This window comes from Limosilactobacillus pulli, assembly GCF_947381555.1.
GTDB classification, from domain to species: Bacteria; Bacillota; Bacilli; order Lactobacillales; family Lactobacillaceae; genus Limosilactobacillus; species Limosilactobacillus pulli.
In genome coordinates, this window is sequence record NZ_CANCWQ010000021.1 from 1 (window position 1) to 26,668 (window position 26,668).

Consider the following 26,668-nt stretch of genomic DNA (forward strand, 5'->3'; position numbering starts at 1 on the left):
AGTTTAGCAACACCATTAAAGACCTTTATGGGTTTTTCTGTCCACTTAAATGTTCAACTTAAATTTTACAATCTGCCGTAAATCAAAAATATTAAAGCATTTACAAAATAAAAATGAATTTGATTTACATTGAGTGGTAAAAATGTTAAATTATAGGTGTAGTTAATAATCATTCTAAACTAAAGGAGAGGATTATAATGAACTTTATCGGTCAAGAAATTGCGGACTTTAAGGTACGTGCCTATCAAGATGGCGAGACGATGGATGTAACCAAGCAGGACGTTCTTGGCAAGTGGAGTATTTTCTTCTTCTACCCAGCCGACTTTTCATTTGTCTGCCCAACCGAACTGGAGGCACTGCAAGATAATTATGAAGCCTTCAAGCAGGCCAATGCCGAGATCTACTCGGTTTCTGAAGATACAGAATTCGTTCACAAGGCCTGGGCGGAGGCATCTGAAAAAATCGGCAAGATCAAGTACCACATGCTGGCTGACCCGGCTGGCAAGCTGGCACGCATGTTTGATGTTTTAAACGAAGATGAAGGTCAAGCCTACCGGGGCGTCTTTATTGTTGACCCAGATGGCAAGATTCAATCATACACGATCAATAACATGGGCATTGGGCGCTCAGCTGAAGAGATTCTGCGGACGCTGCAGGCGGCTCAATTTGTTCGTGAACACGGCGATCAGGTCTGCCCAGCTAACTGGAAGCCAGGTCAAGATACTATTAAGCCAAGTCTGGATCTGGTCGGCAAACTTTAATGATTGCAGGTGATAAAAATGGCTGCAGAACATATTTATGACTTAATTATCGTTGGTGCCGGCCCAGCAGGCTTGACGGCTGGCATCTATGCTGGTCGTGCCACGCTGGATACCTTGATTTTGGAGGCAGATACGGTTGGCGGCCAGGTTACTACGACTTCGACGGTCTATAACTATCCTGGCAACGCGGCCATTGACGGTACCAAGTTGATGAATCAAATGCAGCAGCAGACTGCTGACTTCGGGGTATCGATTCAAAAAGACGATATCGTCAAGTTTGAGCTTAAAGGCGACGTCAAAAAGCTGACTGGCAAGAGTGGTACTGTCTATCAAACCCGCAGCGTCATCTTGGCAATGGGTGCCAGTCCACGTAAGGTTGGCTTCCCTGGTGAAGCAGAGTTTCGTGGGCGGGGGATCGCCTATTGTTCAACCTGTGATGGTGAGTTGTTCAGTGGACTGCAGGTATTTGTCGTTGGTGGTGGCTATTCGGCCGCTGAAGAAGCTGACTACCTGACGCGATTTGCCAAGCACGTTACGGTTTTAGTCCGGGGTGATCATTTCAAATGTGCACCACTAACAGCTTCTCGGGCGCTAGACAATCCTAAGGTCAGCGTGATGTATCATACCGAAGTTAAGCGCGTTGATGGTGATCAATACCTGAACTCGCTGACGATGGTCAACAATCAGACCGGTGAGGAAACGGTTTATCATGTTGACGATGGTGATCAAACCTTCGGCGTCTTTATCTATGTTGGCACGCAGCCGGCTACTGAGCGGTTAAAGGGTATCGTTGATCTGGATGAACGCGGCTATATTCACGTTGATCAAAACGGGGCAACCGACCTGCCTGGTGTTTATGCGGCGGGCGACGTCATCGTCAAGCAGCTGCGTCAGATCATCACGGCCGCGGCTGATGGGGCGGTAGCAGCTACCAGCGCGGAAAAATACGTGACGGAACAAAAACAGCGGTTGGGAATCCCGGTTCATGTCAAAAAAGAGGTTCCCAAAGCAGCTACGGTTGGGCAGACCTCACAGGTTGAAAGTAAGCAGCCGGTAGCTCACCATACTGGCGACTGGTTTACGCCGGATCTGGTTGCTCAGATGCAGGCCGTCTTTAGCCGGCTGACCAAAGACGTCACGCTGCAGCTTTTGGAAGACGATACGGAACTGAGTCAAGAGATGGACAGCTTTATTGGTGAACTGGTAAAGCTCAATGATCACCTCAAGATTCAAAAAGCCACCGCACCCGATAGCCTGGTCTACACACCTCAGCTGCGTCTGGTCGTTGATGATATCGATACTGGGTTGCACTATGCCGGCGTACCAACCGGTCATGAATTGACGTCATTGATTTTAGGCATCTACAACGTGGGCGGTCCAGGGCAAAGCGTTGCACCGGCGCTGGCTGAACGAATCAAAAAGCTGCCATCGACTGATATTAAGATTGGGGTCTCTTTAACGTGTCACTTCTGTCCGGATGTCGTGGCTGCTTGTCAGCGGATGGCTTCGCTCAATCCGCGTATTACAGCAACAATGATTGATCTGCAGCACTTCCCAGCTTTAAGAAAGGAACGGCAGATTATGAGCGTACCGGCTACGATTATCAATGACGGACCGGTGATCTTCGGCAGTCAATCGCTTGAGGAACTGGTTGCGGCATCTGAAAAAGCAACAGAATAAATTAATACAAAATGTCTTGAGGCCTGATATGAACCCAAGGCATTTTTTACTGGTGCAAAAGATTCAGCTGATGGCGCTGGCGGTACTGTTGCGGTGCAATGCCAACGATTTTTTTAAAGCAGCGCGAGGCGTAGTTGGGGGTTGCAAAGCCAAGGACGGCAGCAATTTCGGTAATTGGCTGATCGGTCCAGAGCAGCATGGATTTAAAACGGCTGATCCGATATGAGTTTTCATATTGATTGATCGTCCGGCCGGTTTCCTGTTTATAAAGATGGGCCAGATAATATTTGTCGCGCTGTAGGTCATGAGCCAGGTCATCCAAAGAGTAATTTTGGCCGCAGTGATCACGCAGGGCAGTCTCGATTTTTTGCGTCAGCAAGCCCTTTTGGCTATTTTGAGTCTGCTGAGTTTTTTGAATGCGCTGAATAAAGATCTGACCGGTTGCCTGCAGTCGCGCGTTTAGCTGCTCAATCGTTTGGAGGCTTTCAACCTGCTGGCAGAGCTGATCAGAAAGGGCAAACGCCTCATTGGGAGCAAGGCCGCCTTCAATTGCCTGTCTAGTCAGCAAAGTGATGTGGCAGATTAAAAGATTTTTTTGATTGCGCAGTCGATCCTTGGCAACCTGACCAAAGGTACCTGAGCTGGTTAAAAGGCGGAAATAATGCTGATAGCTTAAGTCGTCACCATCACGAACCGCGCTTAGCATCTGCTTTTCCAACTCATAGCTGTTATGGTCTTCTAAAATATGCTCTGGTAATGGCAGCTCGTTTTCAAATGTTTTATGAATTTTTGGCCAATGTTGGTTGAGCCCAAACCAGATAGCGCTACCGGCCTGCTCCAAATGATGTTGAGTACAGCTGCGCAGATTTTGCCAGATCAAAAGCCGGTGTTTTGAGTCAACCAGCAAGGCGCCCCTAATCACAGAACTGGGTGCCAGCAAAAAAATTCCAGGTGCAAAAGCGGCAGCAGCCAATTTTTTCAGATATGAGTTGGGTAGCTTGACAATTGCCGGTCGGTTCCAGACATCGGTAAGTTGACCGGCTGCATCTAGCTGATTGATTTCTAGTTGAGTAATTTCCTGCATGTTTTGGAGAAATTTTAATGATTCGGTCATGATCCACCTCAATAAACGCAATTTAAGACAATAATTAGCAAGATTAGATAGGCGAAGATTTTGAAAAATATTATAATGGCATCAGAAAGCGGTTGCAAATATTTTTGAAAATGAGGTAGCAGTATGACAAAAGTAGACTTGAATTTTGTTGAGGGCCTGACGCTGGAAGAGCGCGCCGACCTGGTTTCTGGAACGGATTTTTGGTTTACGGCCAAGGTTTCAGGAATGGATCCCATGCTGATGACGGATGGTCCTTCTGGCTTGCGTAAACAGGTGAACGTGCATAGTGCCATGGATCAAGGTATCGAAGCCGTATGTTTCCCTTGTTCGGCATTGACAGCCAGCTCATTTGACGATCAGATGCTGGAAAAGCTGGGTGAACAGTTGGGAACGGCTGCCCGTGCTGAAAAGATCGGCGTGCTGCTGGGGCCTGGGGTCAATATCAAGCGCAGTCCATTAGCCGGCCGCAATTTTGAATATTTTTCTGAAGATCCGCTGTTGGCCGGTCGAATGGGAACGGCCTATGTCAAAGGGGTTCAGAGCACTGGCGTTGGCGTCAGCGTTAAGCATTTTGCCACCAACAACCGTGAAGATCAGCGCTTTACCAATTCGTCGGATGTTGATGAACGAACGCTGCGTGAAATCTATCTGGCACAGTTCGAACGAATCGTGAAACAAGCGCACCCAGCTACGATTATGTGTTCCTACAATAAGCTGAATGGGGTTCAAGTATCGCAAAACCAGCGCCTTTTGACTAATATTCTGCGCGATGAATGGGGCTATCAAGGCCTGACCATGTCGGATTGGGGAGCCGTTGTTGACCATATTGCAGCAGTTAAGGCTGGCTTGGATCTGGAAATGCCAGGCAAAGGGGATGCCTCAAAAGAAGAAATCATTCGAGCCGTTAAGGAGGGCCGTCTTCAAGAGTCAACGTTGAATCGTTCTGCGCTGCGCGTTTTAGAAATGGCTGAGCGTTATGGTTATCCAAAAACGTCAGCGCCAGCATATGATATGGAAGCTCAGCATGAGTTTGCCCGCCAGCTGGCTGATGACAGCATTGTCTTGTTGAAAAACGAAAAACAAGAGCTGCCATTGAGCGATTCCGCCAAACTGGCAGTAATTGGCGAGCTGGCCGAAAAGCCGCGTTTTGAAGGTGGTGGCAGCTCACATGTCAACGCCCATCGTGTAGTAACGCCTAAAGAGATCATGCCTGAAAATGCGGTTTACGCGCAAGGATACCGTTTGGATAGTGATCAACCAGATGAACAATTGACTGCTGAGGCAATGGCGCTAGCTAAAAACAGTGATCAAGTGGTCTTCTTTGCTGGTTTCCCTGAAGCTATGGAATCAGAAGGCTTTGACAAACATTCCATTAGTCTGCCAGCTAACCAGAATAAACTGCTCGAACAGCTGCTGACGGTCAATCCGCACGTGGTTGTAGTCCTTCAAAACGGTTCAGCGGTTGAGATGCCTTGGGAACCAAAGACGCCAGCCATTGTTGAGACTTATCTGGCTGGGGAGGCAGTCGGTGAAGCTACCTGGGATGTTTTGTCTGGTCAAGTCAATCCTTCAGGCAAGCTTTCCGAAACGTTCCCTAAGCGATTGGCTGACAATCCAACCTATCCGACCTTTGGCAAGGATCGCAGACATGAAGTCTATCGTGAAGGAATTTTGATGGGTTACCGCTACTACGATGCCAAGCAGCTGGCTGTACGCTTCCCATTTGGCCACGGCTTGAGCTACACGACGTTTGCCTATCAAAACCTGACGATCAGGGAAAACAGTGATGACGTTACGGTCAGCTTTGATTTAGAGAATGCAGGCAGTCAAGCGGGCAAGGAAGTCGCTCAGATTTACGTGGCTAATCACGCCAGCCAGACGATTATGCCAATTGATGAACTGCGCGATTTTGTTAAAGTTGAGCTGCAGCCGGGGGAGACCAAGCATCTGACCCTTAAGCTCTCGCGGCGCGCGTTTGCCTGGTATAACTCTGAAACTGAAGCCTGGGAAGCCGATAATGGTCAATATGAGATTTTAGTCGGCAGCTCGTCGCGTGATATTCGACTGCGGCAAGAGTTTGAGCTGACGATTGGGACGAACCCGCTTGGTAAGATTACTGGAGAAACCTATGTTGGCGAACTGATGGAAAACGCTGATGAACGAATCAAGCAGATCATTGCTGAAATGGGTCTGACAGCTACTTTTGATAAGTTTATGTCGCCTGAATTGGCACCGGTTTTTGCTAATATTCCCTTGCGTTCATTAACGATGGCGGATGTTGATGCTGAAACGGTTCACGAGCTGCTGCAAAAATTAAATGAACTAGATTAGTTAATTAAATATCAATAAAAAGGATCGCGAATTTCGCGATCCTTTTTATTTGGCTTGTTCTTGGGAATGCTTCTTAGCCGTCTGGCGGTACTGCATTGGCGTTTGACCACACCAACGCTTGAATTGTCGAGAAAAATGGGATGCTTCCTGGTAACCCAGCGCCGTACTGATTTCACCGATTGAAAGCTTAGGCATCATCAGCAACTGCTGGGCTTTTTGTAATTTGAGCTTAGAAAGATAGGCTCGCGGCGATTCGCCATAAACATTTTTGAATAATTCAAAGCCATAGCTGGGACTAATCTGCAGCGTGCTGATAATCTGCTCAATCGTCAGCCGGCCTACTTCGCGCGGATCCATGCCTTCAGTCAGATAAACGTGAATCTGCAGTTCAAGCTGTTCTTTGACCTCACTGGCAATCGATGAGGCATAAGACAGCTGGTTTAGGTTATAAGCTGATGAATGCGTGCTCGTCTGATGAATCAAGGCGACCAAAAAGTTTGTGAGGTAGCGTTGAATCAAGAGCTTGCTTTCAAACGTATAGTCCATGGCTGGGTCCACCAACTGATTTAGTGCTTGCAGGCTGGGCTGCAGGGCCATATTTTGCTGAGTGGCGTTTGGATAATAGATCAGGCCATTTTCGATTAACAGTCGAATGAAGCTGGCATCATCCAGATCGAAGTGAAAGTTGAAATAGTCCATCTCTTCAACACAGGTAATATCGTGGGCCATGTTGGGCGGGATGATTAGAATATCGCCAGCCGTCAGCAGATAGGATTTGCGGTGCAGGTTGACGCGCTCCTGACCATAAAGAATCTGAATCACCTCAAAAGCCAGATGCTGTTCGGTGCCAACGTGCCAGCCAGCATTGACATGTTGGTAGTGGCCGCCAAAAAAAGAAAGATTCCAGTTGATGGCTGGCAGGCGAATTGCATTTTGCAGAATTTTTGATTGATATTTTTGCATTGGTCTTACCTCGAAAATGAACAATTTATCCGTATAAATGATCTTTCGTGGGAAAGGGACATTTTTTCGTAATAAAAGCCCTTCGTTATTTTAGTCAGCGCTTTCATAATATAAACATCAGCTTTAGGAAATCGATTACCAAATTGTAGCAGAAAGGGATGCAAAAATGAAACAATTGTTATATGGAGTTGCCTATTATTTCGAATATCTCCCGTATGATCGCATTGATCAAGACATTGAAATGATGAAGGCAGCTGGGATCAACGTGGTTCGTATTGGTGAAAGCACCTGGAGCACCTATGAGCCGCATGATGGTGAATTTGATTTTAGTAAATTAATTTATACTCTGGATAAAATGGATAAAAATGGCATGAAAGTAATAGTTGGGACGCCAACTTATGCTTTTCCAACCTGGCTGGCCAAAGAATATCCGGATGTATTGGTTGAACGGCAAGGAAAGCGTCTGCCATATGGTGCTCGCCAGATTATGGACATTACTAATCCGACTTTTCGTTTTTATGCGGAGCGGATCATTCGACAGATGATGCTGGTGACGCGCGAATACGATAATGTGATCGGTTATCAAGTCGACAATGAGACCAAACATTATGGGACTTCCAGCCGTAACGTGCAGGCTGGGTTTGTCGATTATCTAAAGCAAGAATTTAATGGCGATCTGGATGCTTTGAACGCTGAATTTGGCTTGGATTACTGGTCAAATCGTATTAATGCCTGGGAAGACTTTCCAAATGTTAATGGAACGATCAATGGTAGTCTGGCAGGCGAATTTGCCAAGTACCAACGCCAGCTGGTGACCGATTATCTGGCATGGCAGACGGCAATCGTACGTGAATATACGCATGATGACCAATTTGTTACTCACAATTTTGATTTTGAATGGCGTGGCTATTCATATGGGGTACAGCCTGATGTTGATCATTTCGCAGCTGCCAAGCCTTTAGACGTAGTAGGGATTGACGTCTACCATCCTTCGCAGCGTCAGTTGACGGGGGCAGAGATTTCGTTTGCTGGTGATATTGCCCGTTCAATCAAGCAGCAGAACTATCTGGTCTTAGAAACGCAGGCACAGGCATTTAAGACTTGGACGCCATATCCAGGCCAGCTTTTCCAATTAGCCTTTTCGCATGTTGCCAACGGCGCCAACATGGTTGAATACTGGCACTGGCATTCAATCCATAATTCGTTTGAGACTTACTGGAAGGGCCTTTTGAGTCATGATTTCCAGCCTAATCCAGTCTATAACGAGGCCCAAAAGGTTGGAGCAGCCTTTCAAAAGCTGTCAGCTGATCTGGTCAATCTCAAACACGCGGCCAAGGTTGCTTTTGTCGTTGATAATGCCAGTCTGACAGCAACTTCCGGACCATGGATGGAATTTGGTATTGGCGAGGACGCTAAATATAATGATGTTTTCCGTCGTTTGTACGATGCTTTCTATCGTCAAAATATCGCTACCGGCGTTTTGAATCCCGAACTGATTGATCCGGCTAAGTATGATCTATTGGTCGTGCCAATGCTCTATACGGCAACTGATGACTTCTTACAGAAACTGAATGACTATGTTGAAAATGGCGGTCACGTCCTCTACACGTTTAAAGACGGTGTTGCCAACGAGCATGTCAAGGTTAGAACGACTCGTCAGCCAGGGATCATCAGCAAAGCGGTAGGGGCTCATTATGAAATGTTTGTCGATCCTAATGGTGAGGGATTGGCTGACAATTCCGGCATTTTTAAAGACGTTGACAATCAGATCAGCAACTGGGCTGAGCTTTTGGAAACTGATGGCGCGAAGGTTTTAGCTACTTATGATCGCCATTGGAAGTCATACGCGGCAATTACTGAAAACACGTTTGGCAAAGGGATGACCTGGTATCTGGGATGCTGGCCAAATGAGGAGGTCGTTGCACGCTTAGTTGAGCATATTGTTGATGTATTGGGGCTGGCTGACAGCTATCATGCTCAATTCCCACTGATTGTTAAGAGTGGTACTAATGAGCAGGCTGAAAAAATTGATTTTATTTTTAATTATTCAGATGAAAAGCAAGCATTCATAATGCCGTTTGCGGCCACTGAACTGTTGGCTGATGCTTCAGTATCGGCTGAACAAAAAGTCGAAATGGCACCGTGGGAAGTTAAGATCATGAAAAGAGGATGATAACTATGGATACTGCTAAAAAGCCAGAAATCAAATTAAACAAAAGCGGGCGGATCCGCTTTACGGCCGGCTTCTTTATCTGTGCCATTCTTTGGATGACCGGGCTGGCAATCGTCTCCGCCGTCTTGTTGCCCCAGCACCTGCGCGATATTGCCGGTGAGGCTGCCTCAACGACCATCTTTGGCTACGTCAACGCGGCGACAGCCATTGCCTCTTTGGTCGCCAACCTGCTGTTCGGGAACCTGTCTGACCGGACGCGTTCCCGCTTTGGCCGCCGGACGCCTTGGATCTTTTGGGGCGCCATCTTAGCCGGCGTGACCCTGTTTTTGATCGGGGTCGTTGACAATGCCTGGCTGATCGGAATCATCTACTGTGTCTGCATGTTTGGCTTGAACATGATGCTGGCACCAGTGATCGCGACACTGTCTGACCGGGTGCCGGACGACATGCGGGCCACGATGTCGGCGTTCAACTCGGCGGGGACGACGGTTGGTTCTTCATTAGGGACGCTGATCGGGGCCAAGTTCATTACGATCCAGATTCCCGGCTTTGCAGTCGCCGGCATCTTGATGGGCCTGGCGGGGATCGCCACGATCGTTGTCTGGCCACGGGAAAAATCCTCTAAAGACTTGCCACCAGTCGAGGGCGGTTTTAAGGAGTTCTTGGCCTCATTCCGCCCACCAATGCACAACGCGCGTGATTTTTGGCTGGCCTTTACCGGACGGACGCTGCTGATCTTCAGCTACTACATGATCTTAAACTACCAGCTCTACATTCTGGAAAGCTACATTGGCCAAAGCAAGACGACCGCGGCCGCCACGATTTCCATCATGTCCGTAGTCACGATGGTCGTTGCGCTGGTTGGCTCTTTGACTTCGGGCGCGATCTCAGACAAACTGGGCCGGCGCAAGATCCCAGTCAACATTGCCTCGCTGCTGCTGGCAATCGGCTACTTGCTGCCTTGGGTCATGAAGACCTCGTTTTCCATGATTCTGTTCGCCGGTTTTGCCGGGCTGGGCTATGCCGTTTATGGTGCCGTTGATCAAGCCCTAAACGTTGACGTTTTGCCAAACAAGGAAGAAGCCGGCAAGGACCTTGGAATCTTAAACATTGCCACGACGCTTGGTCAGACGGCCGGTCCGATCGTTACCAGTGCGCTGGTTGGCATGGCGGGCTATAACCTGGTTTTCCCAGTGGCGATTGCTTTTGCCGTTTTGGCCTGCATCTTCATTCAAATGATTCGCTCCGTTAAATAATAGCTTGCTTCCAGACGTTTACTCTCTCAAAAGGGCCGTCATGATCCATCTTTTCATGACGACTCTTTTATTTATTGAATCGTCTGGTTGATTTATACGGACAAAAATATTAAAATGTAATCGTTATCTAAGATCAATCCATAACAAATAAATCAGGAGGGCCTGACAATGGATCAAGTGCAAATTAAGTCAAAGATTGAAAACGCTCAGACCGCATTGGGGATTGAATTGGGATCAACCCGAATCAAAGCGGTCTTGGTTACGGATGATTTTCAAACGGTTGCCAGTGGGGACTATGTCTGGGAAAACGAATTGGATCATCATATCTGGACCTACCCAATGGAAAAGGTTTGGGAAGGAATTCAAACCAGTTACGCCAAGATGGCCACTGAAGTTAATGAAAAATATGGTTTAACGCTGACTAAAATCGGTGCAATTGGCATCAGTGCCATGATGCACGGCTATATGCCATTTAACAAGGAAGATCAGCTGTTGGTCCCATTTAGAACCTGGCGCAACAACATTACCGGCCAAGCGGCAGCCAAGCTGACGGAACTGTTTGATTTTAATATTCCAGAACGCTGGAGCATTGCCCACCTGTACCAGGCCATCTTAAATCATGAAGAACACGTCAAAGACATCAGCTTTATTACGACTCTGGATGGCTATGTCACCTGGCAATTGACTGGTGAAAAAACGACTGGAATCGGTGATGCTTCTGGGATGTTCCCAATTGATGAGGCTACGCATGATTATGATGCCGTGATGCTGGAAAAGTTTGCCGCTTTGCCGGAAGTTAAGCAGTACGACTGGAATATCAAGGATCTTTTGCCAAAAGTTCTGGTTGCTGGACAAACAGCCGGCCATTTAACGGCAGCTGGGGCCAAGAAGCTGGATCCAAGCGGCCTGCTGCAGCCAGGTTCGCTTTTGGCACCAAGTGAGGGCGACGCGGGAACTGGAATGGTTGCTACCAATGCCGTTCGGAAGCGTATTGGCAATATTTCAGCAGGCACTTCCGCATTTTCGATGGTTGTTCTGGATCAAAAACTCAGTCAGGTTCACCGTGATATCGATATGGTAACCACACCGGATGGAGCACCCGTAGCTATGGTTCACACCAACAACTGCTCGTCTGACATCAATGCTTGGGCAGCGGTCTTTAATCAGTTTGCCCGAATTTTAGGTGTGACCCTGTCACCAAACGAATTATATGAAAAGCTGTTTGATGCCTCGCTACGTGGTGAACAAGATGGGGGTGGGCTGGTTAACTTTAGCTACCTGTCTGGTGAAAACATTACCCGCGTCAATGAAGGCCGGCCAATGCTGGTTCGCAAGCCAAACAGTCGCTTTAACCTGGCCAACTTGTTTAAGGTTCAGCTCTACTCTGCTTTTGCGCCATTAAAGATCGGGATGGATATTTTGCTGCGTGAAGAACACATTCGTACTGATGTTTTGATCGCACAAGGTGGACTGTTCAAGACTCCAGTCGTTGCTCAACAAGCGCTGGCCGATGCATTGAATACACCAATCAGCGTCATGAGCAATGCTGGTGAAGGTGGTCCATGGGGCATGGCGGTATTGGCACTGTATGCTGCTGACAGTCATGGTAAAAAGCTGGCGGACTATCTTGATGATGAGGTCTTTGCCAACCAAGAAATTGCCACGCTGTCACCAGAACCAGAAAGCGTTAAGGGCTACGAGAAGTTTATCGACAACTACAAGCAGGCAATGCCGGCTGAAAAAGCAGCTGGCGAAGCTATGAAATTGGATTAATGGATTAAATGGGAGGATCTAAACATGCTCGAAGAATTAAAACAGGAAGTCTACGAAGCCAACATGCAGCTGCCTAAGCTGGGATTAGTTTCGTTTACGTGGGGCAATGTTTCGGGAATCGATCGTGAAAAAGGACTGTACGTCATCAAGCCATCTGGAGTGCCATACGATGAGCTGAAACCAGAAGACATGGTTGTCGTCAACTTAAAAGGCGAGGTCGTAGAAGGCGACATGAACCCATCATCTGACACGCCAACGCACACTTACCTGTACAACCATTTCCCAAAGATTGGTGGGATCGTGCACACCCACTCTCCATGGGCCGTTTCGTTTGCGGCAGCCAACATGGACGTCCCAGCACTGAACACGACGCATGCCGATACTTTCTATACCGACGTGCCAGCCGCTGATGCCCTGACCAAAGAAGAAATTGAAGAAGACTACGAAGGCAACACGGGTAAGACGATCGTGCGGACCTTTGAAGAACGTGGTTTAGACTATGAAGCAACGCCGGCCGCTCTGGTTTCTCAACACGGTCCATTTACCTGGGGTCCAACGCCAGCCAAGGCCGTTTACAATGCCAAGGTGCTGGAAGTCGTCGCTGAAGAAGACTACCACGCTATGCAGTTGACGCGCCAAAACTTGGAATTGCCGCAGTATCTATTGGACAAGCACTACTACCGCAAGCACGGTGCTAACGCCTACTACGGCCAAAACAGCGCCCACTCCAAGGATCACGCTAAGCACGAAAACTAATTAATCAGTTCAATTGATTGAAAAATCCCGTCAAAATTGCGTCATAGCAGCGCGTTTTGACAGGATTTTTATTTATCGTTTAGCATAGAAAATGGACAAAAAGAGCGTAAAATAGAAGCTAACAAAAACAGAAGAGCAAGGGTGTACATATGGCAGAAATCAAGTACGAAATTATCAGAAAAGCAATTCAAAAAGAAATTGAGTCCGGCAAGTATCAAGTTGGCGACAAGCTGCCCACGGAATCAAACCTGATGGAAACGTTTGGCGTAAGCCGCTATACGGTCAGACGGGCAATCAGCGAGCTGCAGAACGCGCATTACGTTTACCGGATCCAAGGTGGCGGCATGTATGTTGATGATTGGCAGGACAGTCAGCAGCCGCCTAAGGCCAACAATAAAATGATTGGCTTGGTGACGACGCATCTGGTTGACTATATCTTTCCTAATATCATTAGCGGAATTGACCGAATCGTTTCCGCGCATGGGTATTCTTTGATCGTCAGCAATACCCATAATCAACGGGAAAATGAGCGGCGCAGCCTGGAACGCTTATTGGACACACAGATTGCCGGCTTGATCGTTGAGCCAACCCAAAGTGCCCTGGAAAACACCAACATGGATCTCTATCAAAAGATTGCCCAAAGTCATCTGCCAACGGTCTTTATCAATGCCCATTATCCAGAATTAAATGCACCATATCTAGAAATTAAAGATATGGAGGCCGAATACGAGATGACCCAGTATTTGATCAAACAGGGGCACAAGCGGATCCTGGGGATTTTTCAGGTTGATGATTTGCAGGGAACGCGCCGGATGAAGGGCTTTATCAATGCCTACATGGAATATCCTGATATCTCGTATTTGAGCGAAACGGTTATGTATCAGTCAGGACAGGATATGAACCGCATTTTTAAGCGGGTGTCTCAGATTATGGAGCGTCCTGATCATCCAACGGCGATTGTTTGCTACAACGATGCCTTGGCCATTCAAGTTATGGACGTGGTGCGCTCAGCTGGTTTAAAAATCCCTGAAGACGTCAGCATCGTTGGTTTTGACGACTATGTACTGGCCCGCTACATCAGTCCGCGCTTGACGACGATCGAGCATCCCAAGGAAAAAATGGGACTGGATGCCGGGCGGATGATTATGAGTATGATCGATGGCGAAGAGGTCAAGCCGATTGAATATGATGCCAAGTTGATTTTTAATGATTCAGTACGCAAATTAAAGTAATAATGGGCGAGTTGCTTAAAAGCTGTCTGCAAGTGTTTGCCGGCAGCTTTTTTTATTTGGTATTTATTATTTGTTGCATTAAGAATAAATATTGATTTATACGGACAAATCTGTTATTCTTATCATACAAGCTGATTAAACCGTTTTCAGAGGCTTAACAGACTAAAACTTCTTGTAAAAGGAGATTCAAACTCATGTTAAAGATTTCAGATTATGAATTTTGGTTCGTTGCCGGCTCACAATTCCTGTACGGTGAAGAACAATTAAAATCCGTTGCTAAGGATGCCCAAGATATTGTTGATAAATTGAATGCTTCGGGCAACCTGCCTTACCCAATCGTCTTTAAAGGCGTTATGACCACGGCAGAAGGCATTACGCAATTTATGAAGGATGCCAACTACAATGACAAAGTTGCCGGGGTAATTACCTGGATGCACACCTTCTCGCCAGCCAAAAACTGGATTCGCGGTACGCGTCTGCTCCAAAAGCCTTTGCTGCACTTGGCTACGCAATATCTGAACAATATTCCATATGACACGATCGACTTTGACTACATGAACCTGAATCAATCGGCTCATGGTGATCGTGAGTATGCCTACATCAACGCGCGCCTTAACAAGGGCAACAAGATCGTTTACGGCTACTGGGGCGATGAAGACGTTCAACAAGAAATTGCTGATTGGCAAATGGTTGCTGTTGCCTACAACGAAAGCTTTAAACTTAAGATTGTTCGTTTTGGTGATACGATGCGCAATGTTGCCGTTACGGAAGGCGACAAGGTTGAAGCTGAGATTCGTTTAGGATGGACCGTTGACTACTGGCCAGTTGGTGACTTGGTTGAATACGTTGATGCCGTTGAAGAAAAAGACATTGACGCTGAATACAAGAAGCTTGAAGAACAATACGAAATGGTTGAAGGCGACAATGATCATGAAAAGTACGTTGAATCGGTTCGCTACCAGCTGCGTGAATATCTTGCCATTAAGAAATTCATGGATGACAAAGGATACACGGCCTTTACCACCAACTTTGAAGATCTGCACGGCTTGAAGCAATTGCCAGGCCTGGCTTCTCAAATGCTGATGCGGGATGGCTATGGCTTCGGGGCAGAAGGTGACTGGAAGACGGCCGGCATGGATCGCTTGCTGAAGATTCTGTCCAACAATGAAAAGACTGCCTTTATGGAAGACTACACGCTGGATCTGCGTCATGGTCACGAGGCAATCCTTGGCTCACACATGCTGGAAGTCGACCCAACGATTGCTTCTGACAAGCCACGCGTTGAGGTACACCCACTGGACATTGGTGGTAAAGATGATCCGGCTCGGCTGGTATTTACCGGTTCAGAAGGCAAGGCCATTGACGTGACGCTTTCTGACTTCCGTGATGGCTACAAGATCATTGGCTACAGCGTTGACTGCCACAAGCCAGAAAAGGAAACGCCGCATCTGCCGGTTGCCAAGCAATTATGGACGCCAACAACTGGTCTGCGCGATGGAGCTGAATTCTGGATGCATGCTGGTGGTGGCCACCACACGATCTTGAGCTTTACCATTAAGCCACAGCAGATCAAGGACCTGTTCAAGATGCTTGAATGCAATATTGAATATGCCGAATAATCCTGATAGTTTCTAACTTATCCTCTGCTCTGAACAATAATCCTAGCCACTCAAAACCTTAATTACTGAATCCAAACTAAAGCGCCGTTCAGCTGTCTGCTGGACGGCGCTTTAGTTGTTGCTGTTAATCTACTGAGTAGACTTTCACTTCAATATCTTGATTGTAATTTCCAAATCCCTTGCCAAAAATCGTACAGCCGCCTTTATGCGTTGCAAAATTTTGAATTTCAAATCGCAGTGTGAAACGGTCATTTTGATAGGGAAGATCGTTTAATGAAACTTCAGACCATGGCTCGCCATCGAGATAGGAGTCATGGTCGGTAATGCGGAAGACTTTTTGTAAACCGTACTGATTCACGTTGTGGGGAACCCAGGCCGGCGTGTATTTACCGTGAACGTCTGAGAAATCGCCTGGACTAGTCCAGTATCCCAATGGAACGCCATTGAGTGAAACGGTAAGAAGGCCAGTTGTTGTTGGAAAATGGAAATTCTGAGCCTGGTTCGGCGGTAATATCAATCATTCGCAGTTGATCGTGACTATTCAGATGATTGGGAAACTGATATTCAACAAAACCATTGTTCCACCAGATCATGCCGGCAAAGATACGCTGTGGATCCATGAAATATGATGGACGATCAACGCGACCAATATAACCGTTTCGTCCTGCCAAGCCGCATGAGGGTGCTACTGAGAAGTTTGTGTAGTGGCCTACGGGAATATTGACTGTATAGGCATTATAAGAAGGGTAGATGGTATTGGGGAATTTAATGTTGATCTGATCGACATTAAGTTTGGCTATCTTGAAGTGACCTTGACGCGAAAAGGAGATAATGCCAGTTTTGTCCAACTGATTAAGGTGTTTAGCAGTAATTGTTTCACTGATACCCAGCTGAGTAGCCAGTACGGAAATGCTTTGAGCCTTTTTAGCCAATAGCTGAATGATCTGTAGCCTGACCGGACTTGCCAGTGCTTTATAGACAGGTAGCCAGTCGTTTGAAATAGTGGTTTCCATATAAATCTGCTCCAATCGTTAATCTGTAGCTTGGATAGGCAACTGAAAGGTTGATCGTCGATAATTTATGAGGATAAATACAATATAAATTATATTATCAATGATCGAAATCGGTTACATTATAGATGGTTAACCGGACAAATATTTTAGGAGGAATTATCAATGAGCAAATTGGAATATACGGCACAACTGATTATTCAACGAGCCGATCCATATATCTACAAGCACACTGATGGCTACTACTACTTTACGGCTTCCGTACCTTCGTATAATCGGATCGAGATTCGCCGCGCCAGAACCTTGGAAGGACTTGCCCACGCAGCTCCAAGAACGATCTGGCGCAAGCATCCTGATGGCAGTGGCCCAATGAGTCAATTGATTTGGGCACCTGAGATCCACTTCATCGATGGCAAATGGTACATCTATTTTGCAGCCTCACACACCAAGGAATTTGACAATAATGGCATGTTCCAGCACCGGATGTTCTGCCTTGAATATGATCAGGCCAATCCAGTCTGTGCCGAGGAAAATTGGATTGAAAAAGGTCAGATCAAAACGGACAAGGACACCTTCTCTTTGGATGCGACTGAATTTGACTGGCAAGGTGATCACTACTATGTTTGGGCGCAAAAGGATCCAGCTATTCGTGGCAATTCTAATCTTTATATTGCCAAGCTGAAGAATCCATGGACCTTGGCTACCAAGCCAGTAATGCTTTCAAAACCTGAATATGATTGGGAGATTCGTGGATTTTGGGTTAATGAAGGACCTGCCGTTATTCACCGCAATGGTCGCTTCTTTATGACTTATTCTGCCAGCGCTACTGATGAAAACTATGCAATGGGGATGCTGACTTGTCCAGATGATGCTGATCTGTTAGATCCAAACAACTGGAGTAAATCTAAAGAACCGGTCTTTCAGAGTGATTTAACGACGCATCAATATGGGCCAGGCCATAATTCGTTTACGATTGCCGAAGACGGTAAGACTGATCTGATGGTATATCACTGTCGCGACTATACCGAAATCAAAGGCGATCCACTGTATGATCCAAATCGCCATACGTTGGTTAAGCCTTTTAGCTGGAATGACGATGGTACGCCAGACTTTGGCAAACCAGTGCCGTATAACTACGATTAGATTGAGGTGGAATTAGCATGAATAATGAACAAACAACGCCTAAAAAGCATGCAACCAAAGACTTCTGGGGCTTTCCAGTTACGCACTTTACCTATTTCTTTACTTGGGCGATCGTTTTTGGTTATCTGACGCTTTGGCTTGAACAAGAAGCTCATTTCAATGGCGTTCAAGCTGGATTCGTTTTCTCAATGATGTCAGGGGTTTCTTTGATTTTTCAGTCGATCTTTGGGGTTATCTCCGACCGTTTGGTAATGAAAAAGAACCTGGTAGTCACGATTGCAGTCGGGATGATTTTGGTTGGCCCATACTTTCAATGGGTCTTTCATCCACTGTTGAAGGTGAATACAGCACTGGTTGGCTTCGTAACCGGGATCTATCTTAGCTTTATCTTAAACGGTGGGGTTTCGGTAATTGAGTAATACGTTCAGCGGGCCAGTCTAACTAATAAATTTGAATATGGTCATTCTAGAATGGGTGGCTCGTTGGCCGGTGCAATCGCTTCTTTGATTGGTGGTCGTCTGTTCCTGTGGAGTCTTAACTCAATCTTTTGGGCTTGCACGGCTTCTGCAGTGATCTTGACGTGCTGCTTGGTGTTTAGTGATAAGATTTACCTTGATAATCTGGCCGCGGTTGGGGTTGACAAGACCTCTTCTCAATTAAATATGAAACAGCTGGGTTCGATTTTTAAGCTAAAGAATTTCTGGTATCTTTCGCTGTTCTACATTGGTACTTCTGCAATCTATGATGTTTTTGACCAGCAGTTTATCATCTTTTTTAAGAGCTTCTTCCACACGGCTGCTCAAGGTACGCTGGCATACAGCTATATGACCAGTACGCAGACGGCACTTGAATTTCTGCTGATGATCCCAATGCCTTACATCATCAATAAGATTGGTTCTAAAAATGGTCTGATTATCTATGGCTTGATTTTAGGTGTACGGATTATTGGTTCTGCAATGTCGCCATCAGTCGGCTGGGTCATTGTCTTACGGCTGTTGGCTGGTTTTGAAATGCCGCTGGTTTTGGTTTCAATCATGAAGTACATTTCCGGTTCGTTTGACTTGCGACTATATGCTACGGTTTATGCATTAGCGTCTAATTTTGCCAAACAGATTTCGGCCTTTATCTTCTCGACTTTGGCTGGTAAGTGGTATGATGCATTTGGTTTCCAGCATACCTACTATATTTTAGGTGCGATCGTTTTAGTTGTTACGATTATCTGTGCCTTTGGCCTGAAAAAAGAAGACAAGGTTCAAGCTGTTGAAGTTAGTGCATCAGACACGGCTGCCCAAAAATAATCATTCGCTTAACTAATTAACATTCCTATTTTAAATAGCGTTGCCGATGCAAATCGGTGACGCTTTTGCTTTGGATTTTTCTGTTTAGTTGTGCAACCGTCTGTTTTACAAGCAGAATGCTTATTAACGAATTTAATATTTATGACAAGTTTGTACTGAGCATTGAAACCGGCTCCACAATCGGCTATTATTTTATTGTGAAATCATATGTTGGATAGATTTAAGGAAAGAAGTGTTTTTGGATGACGCAAATTTCATTTGACGCCAGTGCACTGAAGAAGTTCGTGCACGAAAACGAACTGGGCGAAATGCAGGCCATGGTCAATGCCGCTGACAGCGAATTACGCAATGGTACGGGGGCTGGTGCTGACTTCCGTGACTGGCTGCATCTGCCAACGGAATATGATCATGAGGAATTTGACCGCATCAAGCAGGCGGCCAAGCAGATTCAATCCGATTCTGAAGTGCTGGTTGTCATTGGGATTGGTGGCTCTTATCTGGGTACGCGGATGGCCATTGACTTTTTGCACAACTCGTTCTACTACTCACAAGAACCAGCAGATCGCAAGTTCCCATTGGTTCTGTTTGCCGGTAACTCACTGAGTTCATCTTATTTGCATGATCTGGTTAAGCTGATCGGCGACCGCGACTTTTCGGTTAACGTGGTCTCCAAGTCTGGTACGACCACGGAGCCAGCCATTGCCTTCCGGATTTTCCGTGAGCTGCTGGTTAAAAAGTATGGTGAAGCCGGTGCCAACAAGCGCATCTATGCTACGACCGATGCTAAGCGCGGTGCTTTGAAGACTGAAGCTGACGATGCCGGTTGGGAAACCTTTGTAATTCCAGATGGCGTTGGTGGCCGCTACTCAGTTTTGAGTGCTGTTGGCTTGCTGCCGATTGCCGTTTCTGGTGCCGACATCGACCAACTGATGGCTGGGGCTGCTGATGCTGAAAAGTCATACACCGACCCAGACCTGGCGCAAAACGAAGCCTACCAATACGCAGCCTACCGTAACATTTTGTATCGCAAGGGCTACACGACCGAACTGCTGGAAAACTACGAGCCAAACATGACGATGTTTGCCGAATGGTGGAAGCAATTGGCTGGTGAATCTGAAGGTAAGGACCAAAAAGGTATTTACCCATCCAGTGCCAACTTCACGACTGATCTGCACTCGCTTGGTCAATACATTCAAGAAGGGCTGCGCAACCTGATGGAAACGGTTGTTAAGCTGGATACGCCAAACCATGACGTTACGATTCCAGCAGCTGAAAACGATCTGGATGGTTTGGCCTACCTGCAAGGCAAGAACATGGACTGGGTCAACACCAAGGCCTACCAAGCCGTGGTTGCTGCGCACAATGCCGGTGGCGTGCCAGTTATGACGGTACACATTCCACGTGAGGATGAATACACGCTGGGCAGTCTGATCTACTTCTTTGAGGTTGCTATGGGGATCTCCGGTTACTTGAACGGTATTAACCCATTCAACCAGCCTGGTGTGGAAGCATACAAGACGAACATGTTTGGTCTGCTGGGCAAGCCAGGATTTGAAGAAGTCGGTGACAAACTGCGTGCTCAAATGAAGGAAAACGAAAAATAGTTTTTTGCGTCATTCGCTGTGACTGGCGGATGACGTTTTTTATTTGTGGTATCTAGTTTTAGAAACTAAATACTAAATAGTCAAAACTATATCATTAAAGGAAGATAAAGGAAGATTTCAATGCTGGGAGAATTTTTAGGGACGCTGACGCTGATTGTTTTAGGATGTGGCGTTGGCGCCGGGTTAAACCTGAACAAAACTATGGCGCATGGTCAAAGCGATTGGTTCTACGTAACGTTTGCTTGGGGGATTGCCGTAACCATGGGAGTCTATGTCGCAGCCTCTTTTGGTGCACAGGGACATTTGAATCCAGCCGTTACCATTGCATTTGCCGTAGCCGGAACATTTCCTTGGTCACAGGTAGTGCCTTATTTGATTGGTCAATTCTTAGGCGCTTTTGTGGGTGCCGTTTTGGTTATGGTTCAATTCTGGTCGCACTTTAAGGCGACTAAGGATCCAAAGCACAACAACGTCGGGATCTTTTCGACCGTGCCGGGGATTCGCAGCAATTTGTTCAACTTTTTGAGTGAATTGATTGCCACGTTTGTCTTTATGCTGGTGCTGTATAACCTGGGAAATTTTACGACCGGATTAAAGCCAGTCGTTGTTGGCCTGGTGATTTTCGTGATTGGTGCTGGCCTGGGTACGACGACTGGGTTTGCGCTTAACCCTGCTCGTGACTGGGGACCACGGTTAGCTTACACGATCATCCCCGTCCCCAATAAAACGAGTGCCATGTGGGATTATGCTTGGGTACCGATGTTTGGACCACTGGCTGGAGCACTGCTGGCGACTATGCTGCAGATGGCGGTGAAGTAAACGTGAAAAAAGAAAAGCTGCATGCTGAACTAAAGCGTCTGCAGACCAAACTGGCAGTCTGGTGTGTTTTGACGATCTGTTTTTACATCATTGCAGCCCTCAACGTTTTGCCATTCGTGCATTGGCTGGCTTGGTTAAGTGCCGGCTATTGCGTTTTTTTGCTGGGCACGTGGCTGTGGCTGTTTAATGTTTATCATCATACCAAATAAAAAACACGCTTGGCTGATTTAATCGGCGGGCGTGTTTTGCATACTTCTTGTAACTGGCATTATTTCTTGTCATAATTAATTAAACATTTAAATAGATAGGGGATCTTCATGGAGATTTTAGCACTGATTTTGACGATGTTGGTTGGGATCGAACACCTGGGTATCATGGGTTTGGAGATGTTTGCCAGCCCAGCACGTCAAGCCAAGGCATTTGGACTGCCGGAAGAATACGCTGGTCAAAAAGAAGCGCGGGTGGCATTTGCCAATCAAGGCATCTATAATGGCATGCTGGGGCTTTCTTTGATTGTCAGCTACTGGCTGTTTAATGGAGCTATCTTGATCAAGGTATGGCTGTTGCTGTTGAGTTTTGTTATCGTCGTAGCCTTTTACGGTGGACTGACGGTTGGTAAAAAAGTTTGGACCATGCAGATGCTGCCAGCGATTCTGGCTGTGATCTGCTGTCTATTGGCATAGAAAAAGAAGTTGGGAAAAAACTGATTTTTCCAACCAAGTAAAACAACTTTAATAATAGAAATGGCTGAAGATCAGCGTTTTAAGTAACGCAATCCTCAGCCATTTTTCGGTTTTGAGGCTTTATTCCCAGTCTCTTATTGATTGGTAGTGTTTTGAGTCGATACCTTGATGTTGGAAGCAGATGAGCTGCTGGAGTTGACTTGGCTGCTATACAATTCGTTGACGTTATCAATGTCGCGTTGTTGGATGGTATAAAGCGAACCAGCTGGCTGCATGACCGAAACATCATTGGTATGCTGCAGTCCCATGGCATGGCCTAATTCATGCTCTGCCGTATTGATGATGCGTTCCATGGAGTAGCCATACGATGAGTTAAGCAGGTAGGCAGTGTTTAAATAAACCGTACCATGCACAAAATAGCCGGTTAATGAATCAACACTCATTTGAGTAAGTCCCGCCGCATCATTATCCTTATCCATGGTCGTCATAACGATATCGGCATTTTTCTTGTTGCTGGTCTGCTTGAACTTAAAGCAGCCGGTGGCGTTCCAGTTGGCAATTGCATCCAAAGCCGCCTGCTGCAGCGTTTGATTTTCATAGTTAACATAAACGGTAGCCATGGCTTTTTTCCAGCGACCACTGACTGAGTCGTCATCACCAGTTGTCTGTTGCTGTGCCTTGGTTTTGGCGGTCGTAGTTGTCTTTTGGCCGGTAACGCGACTCTTGAGCTGCTGGAAGTCAGCTTGGGCAACGTAGGCAATTCGATTGGCGGTTAAGCGGACGTTCTCATTATTTTGGTAGGCCCAGCCAAAGCCAATAAATGCCAGTGCATAAAGCATGATGGTGCCAAAAAAGCGTCGCATGATTTTCCTCCTTTACGACGGTGTAGAGTTATTTTACCCTGTCAAAAGAGCAACGTCTAATCTAACGATGCCTAAAGGAAAAATTGCAACCAAAGCTTAAAAAGCATCGGCTTGAACGAATTGTCCAACTCGGTGCTTTTTAACATTATTTAATATGGATATTGGCAGCCAAATTCATAAACCATCTCAGGTTCCTTGCTGATGCGGTGATTGGTGTTTAAGCCATCGATCTGCTGCATTTCAGCTGGCGATAATTCAAAATCAAAGATATCGGCATTGGCTTTGATGCGTTCTTGATGAACGGATTTTGGAATGATAGCAATTCCGTTTTGCAGATGCCAGCGCAAAATGATTTGAGCTGGCGTTTTGCCATGTGCTTCAGCCAATTTGAGCAAGACGGGATCATCAAGACGCTTGCCACGGCCAAGTGGACTCCAGGCTTGAGTGATGATGTTGTGTTTGGCATTGAATCTCAACATTGGCTTTTCGGTCAGCCATGGATGAACCTCTAATTGATCCAGAACCGGCATTTCCCGCGCCTTGGTTGCCAGGTATTCCAAGTGAACCATGCCATAGTTTGAAACCCCGATTGAACGTACCAAACCTTCTGCTTTTAAGTCTTCAAAGGCACGCCAAGTTTCAAAGAAGTGCTGGTGTACCGGCCAGTGAATCAAAAGCAGGTCTACATAGTCCAAACCCAGCTTTTTCAATGAGTCAGCTACGGATTTTTTTGCCTGGTCATAGCCTTGGTTGGCCTCGGAAACCTTAGTCGTAATAAAGTAGCTTTCACGGGGTGCGGCTAATTGACGCAGCCCTTCACCGACAAATTCTTCGTTTTCATACATCTGTGCTGTGTCGAACAGGCGATAGCCGGCTTCATATGCCCATTTAATGGCATTAACGGCTTCTTGTTCGTCAGTGATCTTGTAGAGTCCAAACCCTTCTTGGGGCATTTTGTAGCCGTCTGCCAGGGTTAAAAATTGGTTGCTGATTTGATTGGCCATAAAAAAATCCTTTCTTTGCTATAAAAATAAACTAACTAAATTATACGCTAAGTTGTCAGGTAAATTGTAAATAAATCTAATCGCGAATATCAGAATTGCTAAATGAATAAAAACGAACAATGTTATATTTGTTGTTGAAAAAAACAGTCATAAAATCGTACAATGGATGCCGTTGGGGTAGGAAAATATGAGTTATTGTCCGGTGGAGCGGAATGTGGAAACCGGAAGGAAGCTGCGGCTGCTTGTATTTTCCGCATTCACCACCGGAGACCATGGTCAATGTTGTTCCCTGACAAAAAATTTTAGGGAGATGTTGATTATGAAAATATTGTCACTACACGGTTCCAAGTTTGATACTAAGAGAATGGTGCTGGCTGCAATGCTGATTGCGCTACAGATTATTTTGGAGAAACTGTCGATTGGTGATCCGGCAGTCTTAAAGATTGGTTTAGGCTTTATTGCCACGGCACTGATTGTTTTTTTACTGGGACCTTGGATCGGCGCGCTGTCAATGATTATCAATGATCCGATCAGTAATACGCTATTGAGCTCTGGGGTTATGTTTTTCCCCGGCTTTACTCTGTCAGCCGCAATTTCGGGAATAATTGCTGGGATCTTCTTATATCAGCAGCATATTAGTTGGCAGCGAATCTTGATTTATGAGCTTTGCCAGATTCTGATTACCAATGTTTTCTTTACGACGCTTTGTCTCTATTTGATGGGAATGGGGCAAGGCAGTAGCGCAACGACTTTTATGGCGCTATTGATGGTACGGCTGCCAAAAGAGGTTATTTCCTGGCCAATCGAGACATTGATCGTTTTAACGCTTTTAAAGGCAGTTGAACGAGTAGGTCTCAAGACGACTTTTGATTAAAATAACAATAGGAGCATGATTTTGATGATGGTCAAAATCATGCTTTTTGATTATTTGTGATGTGGTGCAATGTAATTGTTAGAGATAATGTTGCTCAAGCGAGAAATTTTACAAGCAAAATTTGCGATTGTTATAAAAGTTTCTGTGATGATTGTCGCTAAGTTTAAATTTGTAGTAATCTAAAAAATAGAGTTGTTGTTTTTTGCTTAGCGGGGAAAGGCAATCCACATGAAAAGCTTAGTAAAAATCACAAAATTATTTTTAGGTGTTGTCGCTGCTTTATTGGTTGTTAGTATGACTACCATATCGTTTGCATCCTCACATTATAAATACCGGGTTACGCGAACCGCATTTGATAAGGTTTCGGTTGGCTCTAACAACGGTAATGGGAGAACAAGTCTCAAACAGCTTGAAAAAGACTTTGGGTCACCCAAGCTTAAGTCCAGTCGTACCGTTGACAACGTTCGGGCCACGATGCTTGTCTACAGTGGGGTTGACAATGATAAAAACGCTGCAGCAATTGTTGAGTTGATCAACAACAAGGTCATCTATAAGGAACTGACTGGGTATCAATATACTAGAAAAGCCGTTGCTTTATTAAATGACTTCAACAACAAGCTGACTGTAAACAAGACCACGTATCAAGAAGCGCTCAAAGAATTCGGTAAGCCGGATGAATACAGTGTCTCAACTCAAAATGGGACCAAAGTTATCTCAGCCGTATGGAGCAGCAATCTCAAGCACTCAGCGAAAGCAAAGGCTACAATGACCTTACAATTTGACAATGATGTTTTGAGAGTGTCAATAATTTTGTGTACTTTTGAAAATCCTTCTCTGTATGAAATGCTTACTTAAATAAACATGGAATCCAAGGTATCCTTGCTTCCTCGAAAGAGAGTGTCAATAATTTTGTGTACTTTTGAAAATCCTTCTTTGTATGAAATGCTTACTTAAATAAACATGGAATCCAAGGTATCCTTGCTTCCTCGAAATCCACGATGTGCTCGTTCTTCGAACTTGTCATTGTATTCTAGAATTTGAGTTGTCACGAATCGTTGAAGGGCATCCTCATTTGGAAACTGCTCCTTCTGGCGAATTTTCTTCTTCAACTTTTTGTTGAAAGCTTCAATCAAATTTGTTGAGTAAATTGATGCCCGAATGCTTGGCGGAAATTCGTAGAAGGTGAATAAGTTACTTAACTTACCCAATTTTCGCATCTGGTTGCTATATTTGCTTTTCCATTTCAAAATGAAGTTATCTAAAGCTCGTTTTGCTTCTTCAATTGATTCAGATTGGCGAATTTCTTTAAATTCGCTCATCAAATCTCGCATATCGCTTTTTCGCACATGTGATGTGAGATTACGAAGCACATGGACTAAGCAGCGCTGAAACTTAGCATTTGGATAAATTTCTGCAATCACATTTTCGAGCCCAATAAAACCATCGGCGATGAATAACTGAACCTGTTCAATTCCTCGATTGCGTAAACTTTCAAGTAGTTCACGCCATGCTTCACCATTTTCGTTTGGTGCTACCGAGAAGTCTAAGACTTCTTTACCGCCGTCACTACGAATTCCAATCGCGATATTAACCGCTTCGCGCTCAACAGTTCCGCGCTTGAGCGGAATATAAGTGGCGTCTAAGAACACGCAAACATACTGTGAGTGCTTAAAGGTCCTGTCATGAAACTCTTCAACCAAGTTGCCAACTTG

At 45.8% G+C, this 26,668-nt stretch carries 21 protein-coding genes, 2 pseudogenes and 1 riboswitch; of the genes and pseudogenes, 17 read left to right on the forward strand and 6 right to left on the reverse strand.

Going from position 1 to position 26,668, the window contains the following annotated elements:
• The first annotated feature begins 197 nt into the window (after positions 1 to 197).
• Positions 198 to 761 carry an alkyl hydroperoxide reductase subunit C gene (ahpC, locus tag QOS03_RS06710; protein ID WP_006500333.1) on the forward strand — a complete coding sequence of 188 codons (564 nt, stop codon included), beginning with the start codon at positions 198 to 200 and terminating at the stop codon, positions 759 to 761.
• Positions 762 to 779: 18 nt separating this feature from the next.
• Entirely contained in the window at positions 780 to 2,441 is a 1,662-nt protein-coding gene (locus tag QOS03_RS06715) for an FAD-dependent oxidoreductase (RefSeq protein WP_283575825.1), read from the forward strand.
• A gap of 46 nt (positions 2,442 to 2,487) precedes the next feature.
• Here the strand turns inward: QOS03_RS06715 and QOS03_RS06720 are convergent, their stop codons facing one another.
• The gene (locus QOS03_RS06720; RefSeq protein WP_283575826.1) at positions 2,488 to 3,555 is read right to left on the reverse strand and encodes a helix-turn-helix domain-containing protein; all 1,068 of its coding nucleotides are present in this window, start codon (positions 3,553 to 3,555) and stop codon (positions 2,488 to 2,490) included.
• Between the two features lie 123 nt (positions 3,556 to 3,678).
• Between QOS03_RS06720 and QOS03_RS06725 the strand changes: the two genes are divergently transcribed.
• Entirely contained in the window at positions 3,679 to 5,886 is a 2,208-nt protein-coding gene (locus tag QOS03_RS06725) for a beta-glucosidase family protein (RefSeq protein ID WP_283575827.1), read from the forward strand.
• A 45-nt stretch (positions 5,887 to 5,931) separates the two neighbouring features.
• Here QOS03_RS06725 and QOS03_RS06730 read toward each other — a convergent pair whose 3' ends face one another.
• Positions 5,932 to 6,849: a helix-turn-helix transcriptional regulator gene (locus QOS03_RS06730; RefSeq protein ID WP_283575828.1), complete on the reverse strand. Its 918-nt coding sequence runs from the start codon at positions 6,847 to 6,849 to the stop codon at positions 5,932 to 5,934.
• Positions 6,850 to 7,015: 166 nt separating this feature from the next.
• On the opposite strand from QOS03_RS06730, the gene QOS03_RS06735 reads away from it, so the two are divergent.
• From QOS03_RS06735 to araA, 6 genes are all read left to right on the forward strand, one after another.
• The gene (locus QOS03_RS06735; protein WP_283575829.1) at positions 7,016 to 9,022 is read left to right on the forward strand and encodes a beta-galactosidase; all 2,007 of its coding nucleotides are present in this window, start codon (positions 7,016 to 7,018) and stop codon (positions 9,020 to 9,022) included.
• A gap of 5 nt (positions 9,023 to 9,027) precedes the next feature.
• Complete coding sequence (locus QOS03_RS06740) at positions 9,028 to 10,278, forward strand: MFS transporter (protein WP_283575830.1); 1,251 nt, start codon at positions 9,028 to 9,030, stop codon at positions 10,276 to 10,278.
• 168 nt (positions 10,279 to 10,446) lie between these two features.
• Positions 10,447 to 12,051 (forward strand): xylulokinase, encoded by a 1,605-nt coding sequence (locus QOS03_RS06745; RefSeq protein WP_283575831.1) that lies wholly within the window; start codon positions 10,447 to 10,449, stop codon positions 12,049 to 12,051.
• 24 nt (positions 12,052 to 12,075) lie between these two features.
• On the forward strand, positions 12,076 to 12,807 hold the full coding sequence (locus tag QOS03_RS06750) for an L-ribulose-5-phosphate 4-epimerase (RefSeq protein ID WP_074505193.1): 732 nt from the start codon (positions 12,076 to 12,078) through the stop codon (positions 12,805 to 12,807).
• 149 nt (positions 12,808 to 12,956) lie between these two features.
• The gene (locus tag QOS03_RS06755; RefSeq protein ID WP_283575833.1) at positions 12,957 to 14,039 is read left to right on the forward strand and encodes a GntR family transcriptional regulator; all 1,083 of its coding nucleotides are present in this window, start codon (positions 12,957 to 12,959) and stop codon (positions 14,037 to 14,039) included.
• Positions 14,040 to 14,233: 194 nt separating this feature from the next.
• Positions 14,234 to 15,658, forward strand: coding sequence for an L-arabinose isomerase (araA, locus tag QOS03_RS06760; RefSeq protein WP_143112941.1), 1,425 nt, complete (start codon positions 14,234 to 14,236; stop codon positions 15,656 to 15,658).
• Between the two features lie 124 nt (positions 15,659 to 15,782).
• On the opposite strand, the pseudogene QOS03_RS06765 reads toward araA, so the two are convergent.
• Positions 15,783 to 16,671: pseudogene (locus tag QOS03_RS06765) on the reverse strand (ArsR/SmtB family transcription factor).
• Between the two features lie 162 nt (positions 16,672 to 16,833).
• On the opposite strand from QOS03_RS06765, the gene QOS03_RS06770 reads away from it, so the two are divergent.
• From QOS03_RS06770 to QOS03_RS06795, 6 genes and pseudogenes are all read left to right on the forward strand, one after another.
• A complete protein-coding gene (locus QOS03_RS06770) occupies positions 16,834 to 17,811 on the forward strand; it encodes a glycoside hydrolase family 43 protein (RefSeq protein ID WP_283575834.1) in 978 nt (325 codons plus the stop codon).
• 17 nt (positions 17,812 to 17,828) lie between these two features.
• Positions 17,829 to 19,109, forward strand: a pseudogene (locus QOS03_RS06775) (oligosaccharide MFS transporter).
• Between the two features lie 242 nt (positions 19,110 to 19,351).
• A complete protein-coding gene (locus QOS03_RS06780) occupies positions 19,352 to 20,713 on the forward strand; it encodes a glucose-6-phosphate isomerase (protein WP_283575835.1) in 1,362 nt (453 codons plus the stop codon).
• A 120-nt stretch (positions 20,714 to 20,833) separates the two neighbouring features.
• Positions 20,834 to 21,532 (forward strand): MIP/aquaporin family protein, encoded by a 699-nt coding sequence (locus QOS03_RS06785; RefSeq protein ID WP_272208594.1) that lies wholly within the window; start codon positions 20,834 to 20,836, stop codon positions 21,530 to 21,532.
• Between the two features lie 2 nt (positions 21,533 to 21,534).
• Entirely contained in the window at positions 21,535 to 21,741 is a 207-nt protein-coding gene (locus QOS03_RS06790; protein WP_283575836.1) for a hypothetical protein, read from the forward strand.
• Positions 21,742 to 21,849: 108 nt separating this feature from the next.
• The gene (locus QOS03_RS06795; protein WP_283575837.1) at positions 21,850 to 22,215 is read left to right on the forward strand and encodes a DUF1304 domain-containing protein; all 366 of its coding nucleotides are present in this window, start codon (positions 21,850 to 21,852) and stop codon (positions 22,213 to 22,215) included.
• A gap of 134 nt (positions 22,216 to 22,349) precedes the next feature.
• Here QOS03_RS06795 and QOS03_RS06800 read toward each other — a convergent pair whose 3' ends face one another.
• Both QOS03_RS06800 and QOS03_RS06805 read right to left on the reverse strand, forming a co-directional pair.
• Positions 22,350 to 23,078, reverse strand: a complete 729-nt coding sequence (locus tag QOS03_RS06800; RefSeq protein ID WP_272208596.1) for a M57 family metalloprotease — start codon at positions 23,076 to 23,078, stop codon at positions 22,350 to 22,352.
• Between the two features lie 149 nt (positions 23,079 to 23,227).
• Positions 23,228 to 24,082 carry an aldo/keto reductase gene (locus QOS03_RS06805; protein WP_283575838.1) on the reverse strand — a complete coding sequence of 285 codons (855 nt, stop codon included), beginning with the start codon at positions 24,080 to 24,082 and terminating at the stop codon, positions 23,228 to 23,230.
• 171 nt (positions 24,083 to 24,253) lie between these two features.
• Positions 24,254 to 24,347: riboswitch (THF riboswitch) on the forward strand.
• 54 nt (positions 24,348 to 24,401) lie between these two features.
• Between QOS03_RS06805 and QOS03_RS06810 the strand changes: the two genes are divergently transcribed.
• Positions 24,402 to 24,956, forward strand: coding sequence for a folate family ECF transporter S component (locus QOS03_RS06810; protein WP_283575839.1), 555 nt, complete (start codon positions 24,402 to 24,404; stop codon positions 24,954 to 24,956).
• A 294-nt stretch (positions 24,957 to 25,250) separates the two neighbouring features.
• On the forward strand, positions 25,251 to 25,811 hold the full coding sequence (locus tag QOS03_RS06815) for a DUF3862 domain-containing protein (RefSeq protein WP_283575840.1): 561 nt from the start codon (positions 25,251 to 25,253) through the stop codon (positions 25,809 to 25,811).
• A 95-nt stretch (positions 25,812 to 25,906) separates the two neighbouring features.
• On the opposite strand, the gene QOS03_RS06820 is transcribed toward QOS03_RS06815, so the two are convergent.
• A partial coding sequence (locus QOS03_RS06820; RefSeq protein WP_283575841.1) for an IS256 family transposase occupies positions 25,907 to 26,668 on the reverse strand: 762 nt, incomplete at its 5' end.